This window comes from Celeribacter persicus, assembly GCF_003050785.1.
In the GTDB taxonomy this organism is placed as follows: Bacteria; Pseudomonadota; Alphaproteobacteria; order Rhodobacterales; family Rhodobacteraceae; genus Celeribacter; species Celeribacter persicus.
In genome coordinates this window covers 288,657-304,754 of sequence record NZ_QAOH01000003.1, presented here as the reverse complement: position 1 = coordinate 304,754, position 16,098 = coordinate 288,657, and the positions used below count along the sequence as shown (strand labels likewise).

At 57.3% G+C, this 16,098-nt stretch carries 17 protein-coding genes; 8 read left to right on the top strand and 9 right to left on the bottom strand.

Features of this window, described 5'->3' with window-relative positions; genetic code table 11:
* Nucleotides 1–5: 5 nt before the first annotated feature.
* Complete coding sequence (locus tag C8N42_RS06195) at nt 6–395, bottom strand: FlgB family protein (protein WP_107815673.1); 390 nt, start codon at nt 393–395, stop codon at nt 6–8.
* Nucleotides 396–475: 80 nt separating this feature from the next.
* On the opposite strand from C8N42_RS06195, the gene C8N42_RS06190 reads away from it, so the two are divergent.
* The gene (locus tag C8N42_RS06190; protein ID WP_107815712.1) at nt 476–1,801 is read left to right on the top strand and encodes a FliI/YscN family ATPase; all 1,326 of its coding nucleotides are present in this window, start codon (nt 476–478) and stop codon (nt 1,799–1,801) included.
* 4 nt (nt 1,802–1,805) lie between these two features.
* Here C8N42_RS06190 and C8N42_RS06185 read toward each other — a convergent pair whose 3' ends face one another.
* The 6 genes from C8N42_RS06185 to C8N42_RS06160 form a co-directional block, all read right to left on the bottom strand.
* A complete protein-coding gene (locus tag C8N42_RS06185) occupies nt 1,806–2,459 on the bottom strand; it encodes a DUF1217 domain-containing protein (RefSeq protein ID WP_342747965.1) in 654 nt (217 codons plus the stop codon).
* 140 nt (nt 2,460–2,599) lie between these two features.
* Nucleotides 2,600–3,007: a flagellar biosynthesis repressor FlbT gene (gene flbT, locus C8N42_RS06180; protein ID WP_107815671.1), complete on the bottom strand. Its 408-nt coding sequence runs from the start codon at nt 3,005–3,007 to the stop codon at nt 2,600–2,602.
* Complete coding sequence (gene flaF / locus C8N42_RS06175) at nt 3,008–3,379, bottom strand: flagellar biosynthesis regulator FlaF (RefSeq protein ID WP_245889980.1); 372 nt, start codon at nt 3,377–3,379, stop codon at nt 3,008–3,010.
* 87 nt (nt 3,380–3,466) lie between these two features.
* Complete coding sequence (locus C8N42_RS06170; protein WP_107815670.1) at nt 3,467–5,014, bottom strand: flagellin; 1,548 nt, start codon at nt 5,012–5,014, stop codon at nt 3,467–3,469.
* 227 nt (nt 5,015–5,241) lie between these two features.
* Complete coding sequence (locus tag C8N42_RS06165) at nt 5,242–5,595, bottom strand: hypothetical protein (protein WP_107815669.1); 354 nt, start codon at nt 5,593–5,595, stop codon at nt 5,242–5,244.
* Between the two features lies 1 nt (nt 5,596).
* Entirely contained in the window at nt 5,597–5,872 is a 276-nt protein-coding gene (locus C8N42_RS06160) for a rod-binding protein (protein WP_107815668.1), read from the bottom strand.
* 107 nt (nt 5,873–5,979) lie between these two features.
* On the opposite strand from C8N42_RS06160, the gene C8N42_RS06155 reads away from it, so the two are divergent.
* From C8N42_RS06155 to C8N42_RS06145, 3 genes are all read left to right on the top strand, one after another.
* Nucleotides 5,980–7,818 carry a flagellar hook-length control protein FliK gene (locus tag C8N42_RS06155; RefSeq protein ID WP_107815667.1) on the top strand — a complete coding sequence of 613 codons (1,839 nt, stop codon included), beginning with the start codon at nt 5,980–5,982 and terminating at the stop codon, nt 7,816–7,818.
* Between the two features lie 12 nt (nt 7,819–7,830).
* Nucleotides 7,831–8,508 (top strand): flagellar hook capping FlgD N-terminal domain-containing protein, encoded by a 678-nt coding sequence (locus C8N42_RS06150; RefSeq protein ID WP_107815666.1) that lies wholly within the window; start codon nt 7,831–7,833, stop codon nt 8,506–8,508.
* 64 nt (nt 8,509–8,572) lie between these two features.
* On the top strand, nt 8,573–9,430 hold the full coding sequence (locus C8N42_RS06145; RefSeq protein WP_107815665.1) for an aminoglycoside phosphotransferase family protein: 858 nt from the start codon (nt 8,573–8,575) through the stop codon (nt 9,428–9,430).
* Here C8N42_RS06145 and ubiB read toward each other — a convergent pair.
* Both ubiB and ubiE read right to left on the bottom strand, forming a co-directional pair.
* Nucleotides 9,411–10,946: a 2-polyprenylphenol 6-hydroxylase gene (gene ubiB / locus C8N42_RS06140; RefSeq protein WP_107815664.1), complete on the bottom strand. Its 1,536-nt coding sequence runs from the start codon at nt 10,944–10,946 to the stop codon at nt 9,411–9,413. The genes C8N42_RS06145 and ubiB overlap by 20 nt on opposite strands.
* Complete coding sequence (gene ubiE, locus C8N42_RS06135) at nt 10,946–11,695, bottom strand: bifunctional demethylmenaquinone methyltransferase/2-methoxy-6-polyprenyl-1,4-benzoquinol methylase UbiE (RefSeq protein ID WP_107815663.1); 750 nt, start codon at nt 11,693–11,695, stop codon at nt 10,946–10,948. The genes ubiB and ubiE overlap by 1 nt, the downstream gene beginning before the upstream one ends.
* Before the next feature lie 87 nt (nt 11,696–11,782).
* Here ubiE and mutM point away from each other — a divergent pair, with 87 nt between their 5' ends.
* From mutM to dnaA, 4 genes are all read left to right on the top strand, one after another.
* Nucleotides 11,783–12,634, top strand: a complete 852-nt coding sequence (gene mutM / locus C8N42_RS06130; protein WP_107815662.1) for a bifunctional DNA-formamidopyrimidine glycosylase/DNA-(apurinic or apyrimidinic site) lyase — start codon at nt 11,783–11,785, stop codon at nt 12,632–12,634.
* Nucleotides 12,635–12,694: 60 nt separating this feature from the next.
* Nucleotides 12,695–13,471, top strand: coding sequence for an enoyl-CoA hydratase (locus tag C8N42_RS06125; RefSeq protein WP_107815661.1), 777 nt, complete (start codon nt 12,695–12,697; stop codon nt 13,469–13,471).
* Between the two features lie 169 nt (nt 13,472–13,640).
* Nucleotides 13,641–13,904 (top strand): 30S ribosomal protein S20, encoded by a 264-nt coding sequence (gene rpsT, locus C8N42_RS06120; protein ID WP_107815660.1) that lies wholly within the window; start codon nt 13,641–13,643, stop codon nt 13,902–13,904.
* A gap of 775 nt (nt 13,905–14,679) precedes the next feature.
* Entirely contained in the window at nt 14,680–16,053 is a 1,374-nt protein-coding gene (gene dnaA, locus C8N42_RS06110) for a chromosomal replication initiator protein DnaA (protein ID WP_245889979.1), read from the top strand.
* Nucleotides 16,054–16,098 lie beyond the last annotated feature (45 nt).

Below are 16,098 nucleotides of genomic sequence, written 5' to 3'. Positions count from 1 at the left end.
TTCCCCTATTTGCGCCCGATCGAAGTGCGGAGAATGTTCATCGAGCTTTTGTAAACGGCGAGCGCGGTTTCATGTTGTTGCCGCACCTGAGTCGCTTTCATCATCTCGGTTTCGAGCGACACAGTGTTGCCATTGGGCGAGCCCGCATCCGGCGCGTCCAACAGTGTATAGCCCTGAGATGCTTCCTGCGTGTCGATGAGATGCGCCGCCCGTGTGGCGTGCATACCGGCGCCGAAATCACCACTTTTATAGGTGTCGGCAAAAGACGCGATATCCTTTGCACGATACGCGGGCGTATCGGCATTTGCGATGTTTTTCGCGATGACTTCCTGACGGGAGACGGCATGACTGGCCAGTCCGCTCGCCATCTTGAAGATATCCAGGTTTTCGAACATCGGGGCTTCTCCTCCGAGTTATCTCAACCAAGGCTTAACTCTGATTCCTTTAGAAAGAGTTGTCGAAAGCGGAGGTGTTCATGAAGGGAATCGGATTCGAATTGCTTCTTGCCGAAGTGGCTGCGGTCAAACCCGTCCAATCCGTAGGCCGTGTGATCGAGGTCTCACGCGGGGTTCTGACTGTGTCTGGGTTGAGCGGGATTGCGGCCTTGGGCGATCTGGTCGAGATCGGTCATGAGGACCGGATTCGCCGGGGCGAGGTTTTGCAACTCGACAAGCAAACCGTGACGGTGCTGCCGGATGGTGGACCGGACGGTTTGTCCATTGGTGATCCGGTTGCGCACCTGGGCAAGAACCATATTGCCCCGGATGAAAGTTGGATCGGCCGGGTGATTGACCCGTTCGGGCAAGCCATTGACGGAAAACCCATTCTTCAAGGTCTCATACCCCGTTCCTTGCGTGGTGAACCGCTCAATCCGACGAAACGGCGGGCTTTGGGGGCACGGCTCGAAACTGGCCTTGCGGTCTTCAACACCTTGCTGCCGATTGTGCGGGGCCAAAGGATTGGTCTCTTTGCGGGTTCCGGCGTTGGGAAATCCACCCTGCTCGCGAAACTTGCCATGGGATTGCAGGCGGATGTCGTAGTGATTGCCATGGTCGGTGAGCGTGGACGTGAGGTACGTGAATTTATCGACCGGGTGCTTGGTCCAGCTGGGATGAAGCGTTCGGTGATCGTCGCCGCAACCTCGGATCAGTCTCCGATGGTGCGTCGTCGCTGTGCCTGGACGGCCATGTCGGTCGCTGAATATTTTCGCGACAAGGGGAAACAGGTCCTCTTTCTGGCCGATTCCGTGACACGTTTTGCCGAAGCGCATCGCGAAGTGGCGCTTGCGACCGGCGAAACCAGCTCCCTGCGTGGTTTCCCGCCCTCTACGTCCCATTTGATCACCACACTTTGTGAACGGGCAGGTCCCGGGATCGGAGATACGGGAGACATTACGGCGGTGTTTTCTGTTCTGGTGGCCGGTTCCGATATGGAAGAGCCGATTGCGGATATCCTGCGCGGTGTGCTCGACGGGCATATCGTGCTTGATCGGCAGATCGCGGAACGCGGCCGTTTTCCCGCGATTGACCTCCTGAGATCCGTTTCCCGCGCTTTGCCGCATGCCGCATCGGAGGAGGAAAACGCTCTGATCTCACGCGCACGACGCCTGCTTGGGGTATTCGACCGTTCTGAGATGATGATTCAGGCGGGTCTCTATTCCGTAGGCACGGATCCGGGTATTGACGAGGCAATTGCGACCTGGCCGAAACTGGATCAGTTTCTGGCGGAGTCTGAACTCAAGGGGACGCGGGAAAGCTTTGAGCGGCTCAAGGCCTGTTTCGTGGATCGGGAAAAGGCGTAAGCCATCAGAATGACCCGGTCAGCAAGGCAAGCGCATTCGAGGCTGCCGAAGTCCCGGTGGTGCCGGAGTTCAACTCGGAGCGAATGAGAAACAGTTTCACGAGTTCCTCCCGTTTTGCCGGATCCGAGAATTGCGACACTTCGGACTCGTGAAAATACTGCTCGGCCTTGTCGCGAAAGATGCTCAACTGCTGATCAAGATCAAGGCTGCTCACAGAACTCGGGAGGCCAAGGGCGGTCTCAAAAACGGTTCGCAAGGCCTCATTTCCCATGATCGAATACCAGCGACCATTGTCCGTGGTGTCTTTCTCAACCAACTCCGCCAATTCGGCGTCGAGGTTGAGCGCGAGGCGCATGTTTTCGTTTTGATTTCCGACGGCGATCTGGAATTGTTTTTCCTGATACGCGGAGATGATTTTGTCCGGGAAATCGCTCAGCACGGTGTTAGGTGTATCGAAATTCCCGAACCCGAAAGCTTCCGCGAGTTTGAAATATCGCGTATCGGTCAGTTTGTTCGCAAGCGCATCATCATCAAGTGTGCCTTCGCTAAGGACTTTCTCGACAAAAAACTTGCTGTTGATGTCATCGTCGAGGCCAAATGCACCCAAGGCGACCTTCAACAGCTTGTAATCCGAGACCAGTTCCTCGGCAGTGGTCACATTTGCAATGTTTTCCCGGAAATACTCTACGTCTCTCTGAATCTCGGCAGATTGATTGAACGCTTCCTGCTGAGCGACCTGAGTGTTTTGGAGAACGACCCATCCAGCGTAACCGCTGAATGGGATGACAGGTTGATATGTCATTGGTAATGCGCGGCAGACAAAAGCCGCTCCTCCCTAGGCAATAGTACACGGAGTATCTTGAGGGCCTGATAGAACTGTCCGCTTTGAATCTCCGTTGTTGCCGTATTGAGTAGCTTGCGGCTGTCCGGGTCTGTGAGAACCTGACTGAGCTGCTCGATGCCACGCATGAGTTGCAGGCTTGCCTCTTTGGGGTCCGCATCGCCGGAGAGAATCAGTTGAGCGATGTAACAGACCCGCCGCACAGGGGTGTTGACCTCTTCGGGATGGATCGCATCGCGCAACCGCAGAATATTTGCGTTCGGCGTCACGATGGACAACCGCGACCTGCGGTCACCGTTTTCGATGACGGCCCCGTTGATCAGAACCCGTTCCTTGGGTCCGAGCTTGAGAACAAGACCGCTCATTTACTGGCCCTCCCGTTGCAGGCCGCGCATGATCGCCGTGTTGATGTCGATCAAGGGCATCTCATCGGCTTTCCTGGCCAGAATGTCGGAGGTGTGTTTCGCCGTGAATTGTGCGAGATAGAAAATCTGCGCGCGCAGTTCCTTCGGTAGCTGATTGTCGCTTTCGGCGACATTCGAAGCAAGAAGGGTCCACAGACGGCGATTGTCATACAATGCCTTTACATAGGCGGAATAGGACCGTTTTTTGTCTTGGGCTGTCTGACGAAGGCGATGCGTAATTCTGGCAAAGGCCTCGTATTCGGTGCCGCGTGGCGTCCGGATCGGAGCGGCAGTATTGGAATAGGCCGTTCGGGCCATCTGAAGAGCGTTCACGTCTTATCCTTCCGGTGACAATGACTTTCAACGCGCGGCTTTTACCGCGCAGAAACCGGGTGCCGGTCAGGCACCCGGCGAGAGCGCTTAGCCGAAGAGCGATAGGATGGTTTGCGGCGCTTGGTTGGCAATCGACAAAGATTGCACACCGAGCTGTTGCTGTACTTGAAGCGCTTGCAGTTTCGCGGAAGCTTCTTCCATGTCGGCATCGACCATGGATCCGATCCCGGAGGTCAGAGCATCGGTCAGGTTGGAGATGAACGTGGACTGGGTTTCGATCCGGCCCTGGGCAGAGCCGAACTCCGCGGCCGCATCGACAGCGTTGTTGATCAGGGTTTCGACATTGCCAAGTGCCGCATCCGCCCCTGCGTTGGTGGTCACGTCAATGCTGTCGAGCCCGAAAAGGCCGCCGGATGCTTCGCCATCTTCACCCACAGTGAGTTTCAGGGTTGTGCTGGAACCGTCACCATTTTCATCGTCGATTGCCAGTTTCCACTGACCGGCATCATCGTCATACTGAACCCCTGTGGTAACCCCCTCAGTTCCTGCGGAATCGATCGCGGTTTTGAGACCTTTGGCGACGTCTTCCATGGTTTCGCCTTTACCGGCGACATAGGTATAAGATTCAGACCCGACAGTAACCTTGAAGCTGTCACCTTCGTTGATGTTCGCCGTGGTGCTGAAGTCAATCGTTGCGGCGCGCTGATTCAGAGTTTCCGGACCGTTGGAGTCGGCGATGTCTTCACCGTTGATCTCGGCAATTTCAAAATCGGTTGCATCACCATCGGCGGTTGCAGAGATTTCCATTGTCGAAAACGCGTTGGTGTTCTTGAGTGTCAATTCACCGGTTGTGCTCGCATCTACCGAAAGGCCCTCAATGCCAAGAGCGTTTACCTGAGAAGCAAGTGCATCACGGATCGTATCCGCGTCGTCACCGGTTTCCATGGTGTAGCTCACAGTCTCGTTTCCGACCGACAGAGAGAAGGTGTCGCCAACGTCACCTGCCGTAATTTCGAGCAGCGCCACGGTACCGCCCGCATCTGTGGTGAAATTGGAGTTCGTGGACCCGTTCACGGTGCCGTAAGCGGCCGATTCGGCATCGGTCAAAGCCGTGCCAAAAGTACCGGTGGAGGTACTGAGATCCTGACGGGAGACCGTAATGTCCGAAGCGGTTACAGTGCCGTCGGAGGCGCGATCCAGAGACGACAGGATGTTGACGTCATCGGTGCCTTCGACGAGCGACAGACCGTTGAACTGAGCGGCACCGATCACCGATTTCACCTGGTCGACCAGAGCGTCGATATCGGTTTGAATTTTCTCGCGATCGACGTTTTCCTCCTGTGCCGAAACGACCTTTTCCTTGATTTGGGTCAGCAGGTCGGTGACGGTTTCAGCGGCCTCGGACGCCACGGCCAGGGTTGATTCCCCGAGCGCGAGACTGTCGGAAATGGCGTTGAAGCCCGCGACGTCGGATTCCATCACTTTTGAAATTGCCCAGACGGAAGAGTTGTCCTTGGCAGAGGCAACGGCCTTACCCGTTGAAATCATGCTCTGGGTTTTGGACAGGTCGGAGTTGATGGCGTTCAGAGTCTGCAACGCGACCATCGCGCTATTGTTGGTCAGAATGCTGGACATAGCATAATTTCCTTTGATCTTGGGACGCGTTTTGCGCCGCACGAGTTTCGAGATCCGCCCCCACGGGCGGTTTCAGGATCGTCATTCTGACCGATTACGGATGACCGCTTCCGGTCGACCGCGCCACCCCCTCGGGATGCACTCTGATATTTGGAGCTTAAAGGCTAAGAGTTTCCTAAGCTGGCTCAGATTGATGCTTTCAATTTGAGGTAAAGGCGCACGAAATCTCAGGCTTTTCTCTCCATGGTTAATGACTGGCGTTTGATTTCGGTCGCCTTGCCGGCAGGTCCATAGGTCGTGAAACCCCGTACCTGGTTGCGCAAAGACAGGATGCGCTCGCGTGCCGTGCGAATGCCTTTGGCAGAGGCCATAAGGAGGCGTTTGTTATGGTCGCTGCGTTTTTGCAGGTCTTTGAGAACCTCGGCGGGCGTCTTTGATTTCGCAACGATCGTCAGAAGCGATTCCTTCGATTTCAATAGCACTCCCAAAGTTGCGAAGTCGCCTTTCAGGATCGCGGCTTTCTCTTTGTCGAGCAGATCGGCGAGGGCCGCCGCCGGGCGGAATGCATCAAGAAATGCCATCTTATTTTTCCTTCAACGCGTTGAAAATCTGTTCAGCAAGGCCGATTCCTCCGGCCTCGACCATTTTTTCTGCTTGTGCCTGTACCAGGAACGATGAGAACTGGTCCTCACTCGAGCCACCGCCGAAGGCATTCGGGGTCTGCCCAAAACCGGCGCTTTTCAGCATTTCCGCCAAAAAGGTCGCTTCCAGTTGTTTCGAGACGTCACGCAGTTTTTCATCCTGCGAAATCTGTGGAAGGTTTTGGACTGACACGGATGGAACAGCAGGCACGGTCATGAGGGTTCACTCCAATTCGAAGCATTTTTTCGATTCCTAACTGCAATCCGGTAAAGAACCGGTAACTCTCTTCGAAGATAGTGGCATCACGGCGAAAGAAATCCCGGATGCAGGAAATGCAGTTTCAGACCTTTGACCTCATGAAGACCGCGAGCAGTCCTGAGACCGGACGATCCCGAAAGATGTCGGCTTTCGATGTGCTGACGGGGGCGAATTCTGCGTTGGAAACCGGCTTTAAAGACATGTTCGCAAACACAGCAACCGCAAATGATTCGAAACCGACCGTCTCGCAGGGGGCAACACTCGGGAGTTCTCGGGACCAGCCCTTACAAGCCAAACATGAGTGTCAGGTGAGTGAAACCCGAACCATGAGGATACAGAGCGACAGTGAAATTGTTAGGGATACAGCCATTCAGGCACTCGTCTCGGGTGAAGGTTTGGCTGTTAGGTCTAAAATCCAGGTGGAGCAGGTCGACGATCAAACGACTCCCTCTGAAAGCTCTGAAACTCCGTTCGAACCCGTCACACACACAGTTGCTGCTGCGGTGCCGGGCCTCCACATAATGATGCGGGCGGATAAGGCCGCGACCGATGTTTCCGAGGAAGAATGTTCTGCAACGGGCCTGGCCTCCGAAGATTGGGATCGCACGCGTGCTTATTGGAGGCCAGACAACTCTCCTCTCTCGGTTGGCGCATTGCTTGGGGAGGCCGATATCGACATGGGTTCCGAGCAACGGGCCGTCTTATCACACGAGGTTGTGCCCCCATCCGTCGTAATGACTGAGCGACATGCGACAGAGGGCGTTGAAGCTGTTTCAAAAGACAATGTGTGGAAAATTTTTGAGATAACATCGTCAAAGGATCAGGTGATAGCGATGGCATCTGACGTAACCACACAGGCCCTTGCGACAGAGATCGACGTCGACGATAGCGCTACGGATGTGACGCGAGGCGATAGGGGGCCGAAACTGCAAGAAGCCGACACATTGTTTGTTCCCATAACGGGCCTGCGTGCCAAAAGTCATTATGAGGCGGTCGGAACGTCTGCGATGGCTGTGCGCCCGTCTGGTGATCTTGTGGAATATGGGAACGTTGCATATGCGGCTCAATCGGATTCGCGTGTACCTGCCGATCTTGAGACATCCGTAGCGACCGCATCGCAGAAAACATCCGCGCCGCTTGATCAGACTCAAACACTCGCCGCAGGCCTGACTGACGAGGTGAGCCTTGTTCCCCACCTCCCGCTTGGCCGTTCGGAGGCGAGGCCCGAGACTCAGGAAGGCGCAGTTTCGGAGGTATCGTCAGATATGACTGCCGAGGCTGGGACCTCTGAACTGGCGGATTTCTCTGTTCCGAAACCGGCGCAAAACGCTGCGGTTTCGGCTGCGCCACTGACATCTATAGAATTTCAAGGGTCCACCATGGGCGAGACGGATCAACTTCAGCTGCGCGATGATGTCGGTCCGGCCACCCATGTTGTCTCGGGAACGGGAACTGTGCGGGAGCAGATTACGGCTACAGGTGTCGCGAATCGGATCGAGTTGCCCACACATATGGCGTCGCAAATCGCAGATGCGGCCCGGCAATTGCCGGACCGCCCGGTGGAGATCACACTGTCTCCCGAAGAACTCGGCAAGGTAAGGCTGTCTTTTCACCTGTCCGAGAACGGTGCAATGCATGTGGTGATCGCTGCCGAACGGGCGGACACGCTCGATCTGCTGCGCCGCAATGTCGACAGTCTGATCGGAGAGTTCCGCGACCTCGGCTATACTGACAGCGGATTTTCTTTCCAGAATTTCGATCAGGGAACGCAACAGGGCGGCACCGATGCCTTCGGTTCCCTGAGCGGCTCATCCGCCTCATCCGATATGATCGACCCGATGCCCACCGATGCCCCCGTGCGCCTGTCGCTCGGAAACTCGTCGGGCATGGATATCCGGCTTTAACAGGAGCACAAGATGGTAAACACGATCACCGCCGCGACCACGGCAACTGCTACGACGGGTTCGGCCAGTTCAGGTTCGAGCAGTTCCAGTGCCACACTGAGTTCTGATTTCGATACGTTTCTCAAGATGCTCACGGTCCAGATGCAAAACCAGGACCCGCTTAATCCGATCGAATCGACCGATTACGCGGTGCAACTCGCCACCTTCTCGCAGGTCGAGCAATCCGTGATCACCAACGATCTTCTGGAAGATCTTTCGGCGCAACTTGGCCTCATGGGATTTTCGGAATTGTCCGGCTGGGTTGGCATGGATGCCAGAAGCGAGGCTGCGACCTATTTCGACGGGTCTTCTCCGGTGACCCTGACCGGCGACTTTGCCACCTCGGCTGATACCGGTGTGCTGATTGTGCGGGACACCGACGGGACGGTCGTTCAACAGGTGACCATGTCCCCGACGGATGACGCGTTCGAGTGGACCGGCCTTGATGAGAATGGCGATGCGTTCGATGCCGGGCTCTACAGCTTCAAGATCGAAAATTATCACAACGGCGATTACCTCTCTACCACCACGGTCGAAAGCTATTCCCGGATTGTCGAGGCGCGTTCTGACGATGGCGATGTCGTTCTGGTTCTGGCGGGAGGCAATGAGATCGGATCCGACGATGTGACCGCCTTGCGCGATCCGTCGTGATACGCTTGCAGAGCGTAACACTCCCTCGTTAAACTCTGGCGGTTCGTAACTCTGGAGCGTCTCCATGCATGCCTCAAACCTTCCCCCGAAGGGGCTTCAGGACGTTGTTGCGGCGCGTGTCTCAGCTCCGCTTCACTGGTTGCGCCTTCCGGGCGGACGGACGAACCGCAGTTGGCGCGTGACAGGGCCGTCCTGTGACTGGGTGGTCAAACTGTTCGATCCCCGACGGGCCAACCCGCTTTTCCCGAACGACCCGGAGGCGGAACGCTATGCGTTGATCGCCTTGGGGGGGATGGACCTTGCACCGGAATTCGTGGCGCGTTTCGAGACATACGAGGGTGTGTGCCTCGTTTACCATTATGTCGCGGGTGTGTTTTCCGGAAAAACGGACCCCGACACCATCCGGGCGTTGGGCCGCCTGCACCGTCTGACTCCCCCACCTGACCTGCGCACGATTGACACAAGCCCTACGGCTTTGCTGGAGCAGGGACGGTTTTTCCTGCATGGGCTGGAGGGCTCCCTTGCGCGACATCTGCGAGAAATCGAACCTTCTCCATATCCTGTTGCAGCAGGAAAAGAGGTGTTCCTTCATGGCGATCCGGTGCCCGCGAATGTTCTGATCTACGACGGGCAGCGTCGGTTCATCGACTGGCAATGTCCGGCGCGGGGCGATGCGACGGCGGATTTGGCCATAGCCCTGTCGCCTGCCATGCACCATGTTTATGGTGCGGGTGGATTGTCAAAAACGGAGCAGGAGGCGGCGCTTTCCGCTTACCCCAACGTCGATATCATTGCGCGTTACCGGCAACTTGCACCCTTTTACCGATGGCGCATGGCGGCCTATTGCGTGTGGAAAGCGGGGCGGGGCGAAGCGATTTATCTCGAAGCGGCGGAGGCTGAACTCACCCCAACAGAAGCATGACCGCAGCTCCGATCCCGGCGGAAACCACACCCCCGGCGATCAGCCACAAAACCTGCCAGCAATTCGTGCGCTCAACGGGTTCGGCGGTCTCCTTGCTCTGGGCGATCAAAAGCGCCTCGGCCAGTTGCGGCAGGCGCGGCCCGAAACGTGCAAGCACCGTGGCGGTGCGCAAAAGATCGCGCGCCATAGCCTTGGGCCCGATATTGGCCTTGATATACGCCTCGACCACCGGCTTGGAGACTTCCCAGATGTTGATATGCGGATCGAGCGAGCGGGAAACGCCTTCGACCACCACCATGGTGCGTTGCAACAGGATCAGCTCTGTGCGGGTCTGCATCCCGAAGCGTTCCGTCACTTCGAAAAGGTAGGACAACAGCCGCGCCATGGAGATGCGCGTAGCGTCCATCCCGAAGATCGGATCGCCCACAGCCCGCAGTGCGCGCGCGAATTCATCCACGTCCCGATCGGCGGGAACATAGCCCGCCTCGAAATGGACCTCTGCCACGCGTTTGTAGTCTTTTTTGATAAAGCCGTACAAAATCTCGGCGTAAACACGTCTTGTATACTCATCGAGCATGCCCATGATGCCGAAATCCAGGGCGATGATATCACCGTTTGGCGCGATCTTGAGATTGCCGTGATGCATGTCGGCGTGGAAGAAGCCGTCGCGCAACGCGTGGGTCAGGAACATCTGCAAAACCCGCGGGCCGAGCACGGTGCGATCATGCCCGGCGGCCACAATCTCGTCGATGTCGGAAGCGGTGATCCCCTCGACCCACTCAAGTGTCATGACCCGTTTTGAGGATAGGCCCCAGTCGACGGCAGGCACGGAGAAGCCTTCGTCTTTCGCGGTGTTCGCGGCATATTCGGAGGCTGAGGCGCTTTCCAGTCGCAGGTCCAACTCGCCATGCACGACGCCTTCGAAATGCGCGATTACATCGGTCGGACGCAGACGGCGCGAGGCCGGGGAGAGGCTCTCGATCAGGGAGGCGAGGAAATAGAAGGCGTCGATGTCGGTGCGAAACGCCTTCTCGATCCCCGGACGCAATACCTTGACCGCAACCGCCTGCCCGGTGTCGGCGCGCACGGCTTTGTGCACCTGTGCGATGGAGGCGGCGGCGACGGGTTCGGAAAACTCGGAAAACAGCTTGGATATCGGAGCCTGAAGCTCGGTCTCGACCGTCTTGATCGCCGCATCGCGTGGGAAGGGCGGCATGCGGTCCTGAAGCACCTGCAACTGCCTGGCGAGATCGACGCCGACGACATCGGGACGGGTCGAAAGGATTTGTCCGAATTTGATATAGGCGGGGCCCAGCGCGGTAATTGCGCGCGTCAGCGGCGGAAGGTTCGGATCGCCCTTGTATCCCAGCCAGCGGAAGGGCCAGACCACGGTGCGGGCCAGAATGCGAAAGGCGCGCGGAGCGTCGAGCGCATCCATCGCCTGTGTCATCGCCCCGGTACGCTCCATGGTCGCGCCGGTGCGAATGAGCCGCCAGATGTTGTGAGGTCCGCGCATCAGAGTTTCCATCCGGAATGCAATGCCGCGATGCCCATCGTCAAATTGCGATACTTGACGTTGGAAAACCCTGCGGTTCGGATCATTTGTGCAAACGTTTCCTGATCGGGGAATTTGCGGATACTCTCCACGAGATATTGGTAGCTATCACGATCGCCGGCGATCATCTGACCCATGCGCGGGATGATGTTGAAGGAATAGAGATCATAGGCCTTCTGCATCATCGGATTCGGCAATTGCGAAAATTCGAGCACCATGAGACGCCCGCCGGGTTTCAGAACGCGGTAGGCCTCAGACAGCGCATCGGGGATGCGGGTCACGTTCCGGATGCCGAAGGAAATGGTGTAGACGTCGAACTGGTTGTCCTCTAACGGAAGCTGCATCGCGTCGCCGGTGACCCATTGCAGGCTGTCGGCCATTTTCTCGGCCTCGGCGCGTTTGCGGCCCTCCACCAGCATCGACTCGGTCATGTCGAGCACAACAGACGTTGCACCCGGCGCACGTTTCAGGAAACGGAAGGAAATGTCGCCGGTGCCGCCCGCAACATCGAGCAAATGCTGATCCGGGCGCGGCGCAAGCCAGTCCATCATCGCATCTTTCCAGACCCGATGGATGCCCATCGACATCACATCGTTCATGATGTCGTATTTCGAGGCAACCGAGGTAAACACCCCATGCACCATCCCGGCTTTCTGATCCTCGGCCACATCCTTGAAACCGAAATGGGTGGTTTTGCCGTTCTCGCTCATCGCTCTTGAACCTTTCTCGAAACTCACCCTTCTTATAGGGCTCACGTCGGGCGTGACAATCGCATGTCGCAAAGCGAAGGGGCCAAAATGCCGGAATTGCCAGAGGTCGAGACGGTTCGTCGCGGGTTAGAGCCCTCGATGACGGGGGTGAGGATTGCACGGGCCGATGTGAACCGGCCCGATCTGCGCTGGCCCTTCCCGGAACGGATGGCGGAGCGGCTGACAGGGACAACGGTGGAGCGGTTGCGACGGCGGTCGAAATACATCCTCGCCGATCTCGATACAAAAGAAACCCTGCTGATCCATCTCGGCATGTCCGGGCGAATGACCGTGTCCGGCGATCCGCTCGGGCAGTTCGTGTATGATCACCCGGCGCAGGAAAAGCATGACCATGTGGTGTTTCATATGGCCAATGGTGCGCGCGTGACCTTCAACGATCCGCGGCGGTTCGGGGCGATGGACCTGATGGCCACGGGGACGGAGGAGGCGCATCCTCTTTTGGCGAAACTCGGGCCGGAGCCTTTGGGCAACACGTTCAGCGAGGATCACCTGATTTCCGCGCTCAAAGGCAAGAACACCCCGATCAAATCGGCGCTTCTGGACCAGCATGTCGTCGCGGGGCTGGGTAATATCTATGTCTGTGAGGTTCTGTTTCGCGCGGGTATTCATCCGGCGCGCAAGGCCTCAAAGATTTCCGCAGCGCGCATCGGGTCACTTGTGCCGATCATCCGCGAGGTGCTGTTGGAGGCAATTGAGGCGGGGGGATCGTCGCTCAAAGATTTCCGTCAGGCCGATGGAGAGCTTGGATATTTTCAGCACAATTTCCGGGTTTACGGACGCGAGGGGCAGCCCTGCGTGACGCCGGATTGTGCGTCACGCATAAAAAGGATCACTCAATCGGGGCGATCCAGCTTCTTTTGTCCGACCTGTCAAAGATGACTTGATACCTATGGGCGAGATGTTAGGACTGCCGGGAAGGATCAGAAACCGGAGGGTGCCATGGCCTACAAAACGCTTCTTATAGAGATCAAGGACAGTGTCGAACTGATCCGTTTGAACCGGCCCGAGGCGCTCAATGCGCTCAATTCCGAATTGCTCTGCGAACTGGCCGATGCGCTGGGCAAGGCCGATCTCGACCCGAAAGTGCGCGCCATCGTCATCACCGGATCGGAGAAGGCCTTTGCCGCCGGGGCCGATATCAAGGAAATGTCGGAAAAGAGCTATGCCGATATGGCCACCGAACGCCTGTTTGCCGAGGACGCCGACCGGATCGTGGCGACGCGCAAGCCGGTGATCGCGGCCGTGGCGGGCTATGCGCTGGGCGGTGGCTGTGAACTTGCGATGATGTGCGATTTCATTCTGGCGGCGGATAATGCGAAATTCGGTCAGCCGGAGATCAATCTCGGCATCATTCCCGGTATTGGTGGTACCCAACGCCTGACCCGCTTCGTGGGCAAGTCGAAGGCGATGGAAATGATCCTGACCGGGCGGTTCATGGAGGCCGAGGAGGCGGAACGTTCGGGCCTCGTGTCCCGCGTGGTGCCCGCCAAGAAACTCATTGAGGAAGCGCTTTCCGTGGCCGACAAGATCGCCGAGAAGAGCGCGATTTCCGTGGCTGCCGCGAAAGAGGCGGTGAACCGTGCCTATGAGCTGACCCTGTCCGAGGGGGTGCGTTTCGAACGCACCAGTTTTCAGGGGCTGTTCGCCACGGAAGACCAGAAAGAAGGCATGGCCGCCTTCATGGAAAAACGTGCGCCGCAGTTCCGCGACAAGTAAGCCGACAGATTTAGGTGAAAACAGGCTTTTCTTTTGGGCGATTCTCGCCTAAAGGGAGGCCTTACATGCGCGTGGAGCCCGCTTAGGCTATGATTGACCGCCCAATATTTGGGTTCGGGGTCTGTTCGCGCAATCGAAATTGTAACACGACCTCGAAGAGGAAAAGATCATGGCGAATTCGCCCCAGTCCAAAAAACGCGCCCGTCAGGCCGTCCGTCGCACCGACGTCAACAAAGCCCGTCGTTCCCGCATCCGCACCTACCTGCGCAAAGTCGAAGAGGCCATTGCTTCCGGCGATCAGGCCGCTGCGAAAGCCGCTCTGCAGGCCGCTCAGCCGGAGCTGATGCGCGGCGTCACCAAAGGTGTGGTTCACAAGAACACCGCTGCCCGCAAAATGTCCCGCCTGTCGTCCCGCGTCAAAGCGCTCGGCTGATATTTGCGAAGAATTTATGAGAAAAGCGCGCCTTTCGGGCGCGTTTTTTGCGTTTGTGCCGACGGTTTTTTCGATGATTTCAATGCGGCTGTGCAGCGAATCTTTCGCGGCGGCGGCGCCTAGCAAGACTTATGTGGTAGTGACAATCATCTTGCTCAAATCTTTCTCGAAGAGACGCGATCTGAGGCAAATGCGCCACGTCTCCCGCAGTGCTTATTGAGCTTTTGGGATTCGATTTTGGTAAAGGCAGAGTCAAGCGCGAAGTTCGATTGCGACTCCGCCAATGGGGTTGCTAGCTTGGCCATGCGATTCACGTCGTCTTGGGGGGACATTCAGGGTCGTGTCGCGGATGAGCGATTGGATTTTGCCGGAGAGAAACGCTTTCTTTCCGACAGGTTCCTTTTGTCAAAGCGCATGAGTCTGAGACCTTTCCCGGATAGGGGTATCCGGGAAGCGGTTGTCCGGTTGTCCACACTTCCGTGCTGGGCAGTCCGGTCTGTCCATATATCCCGTGCCGCCGTTCGTGCGTCTGTGTCTGTGGGGGGTGAGGTCCCCATGGGTGAAAGACGTGCGATACAGTTGGTACGTCAACATCTGGCCGGGTCGGCCGCAGCCGCGACTTTGTGAGGGTGTCGCGGGGCTGACCGTTTTGTTGCCTGTTTGTTGGCAAGATGACCCGAGGCGCAAGAGCCGTGGGATTTGCGGGCAGCCGCAGGCCCCGATGTCGGAGCAAAAACCGGCATGGATAAAAACGATAATGGGTCGAATAGAGAAAATGAAAAACGAGACGTGGGGACGTGTTAAGGAACAACTTCTTGAGTCTGTGGGGCGCAGCAATTACGCGAACTGGATCGAGCCGCTGGAACTGAGAAAAGTCGACAATGGTGTCGCTGTTTTCTCAGTGCCGACGAGTTTCATGGCGAACTGGGTGTCGCGCAATTTTGCCGACACCATCCTGACCCATCTCAAGGCGGCGAATGCACCGGCTTCGCGCGTCGAATTCAAAGTCGAGCCGCACCAGAGTCAGCCTGCTGTCGCTCCGGCTGAAACCGCACCTGCAACCTCGAATCAGACCCCGACCCTGGTGCATGAGGCTCCCGCCGCCGATCTGCCCGGCGCGCCGCTCGACCCGCGTTTCACCTTCGACAATTTCGTCGTTGGCAAGCCGAACGAGTTGGCCCATGCCGCAGCGCGCCGTGTGGCCGAGGGCGGTCCGGTGACGTTCAACCCTCTGTTCCTCTACGGTGGTGTGGGGCTCGGGAAGACCCACCTGATGCACGCCATCGCGCATGAAATTCGCCTGCGCGACCCCGAGGCGCGTGTGCTGTATCTCTCCGCCGAACAGTTCATGTATCGTTTCGTCCAGGCGCTGCGTGACCGTCAGATGATCGACTTCAAACAGATTTTCCGATCCGTCGACGTGCTTATGGTCGATGACGTGCAGTTTATCGCTGGCAAGGACAGCACGCAGGAAGAATTCTTCCACACGTTCAATGCGCTGGTCGATCAGAACAAACAGATCATCATCTCCGCCGACCGCGCCCCGGGTGAAATCCAGGGTCTTGAAGACCGGATCAAATCGCGTCTGCAATGCGGTCTTGTCGTCGACCTGCACCCTACAGATTACGAGCTGCGTCTCGGCATTCTTCAAACCAAAGCCGAAGGCTATCGCGCCCAGTACCCGGATCTGAAATTCGCCGATGGCGTGCTCGAATTCCTCGCGCATCGCATCTCGACCAACGTGCGCGTGCTCGAAGGTGCGCTGATGCGTCTCTTTGCCTTCGCCTCTCTTGTGGGCCGCGAGATCACACTTGATCTGACGCAGGAATGTCTTGCCGATATTCTCAAGGCTTCCGAGCGTAAGGTGACGGTCGAGGAAATCCAGCGCAAGGTGTCCGAACATTACGCCATTCGCCTTTCCGATATGATTGGTCCGAAACGGGTACGCTCCATTGCTCGTCCACGTCAGGTGGCGATGTATCTGGCGAAACACATGACCACGCGGTCCCTGCCGGAAATCGGGCGGCGTTTCGGGGGGCGTGACCACACCACCGTGATGCATGGGGTGCGCCGGATCGAAGAGCTCAAGGCCACCGACAGCCAGATCGCCGACGATCTGGAAATGCTGCGCCGCACGCTTGAGGCGTAAGCGTAGCGAACCTGAGTCAAATGCGTTGCACCGCCGTGACAATCG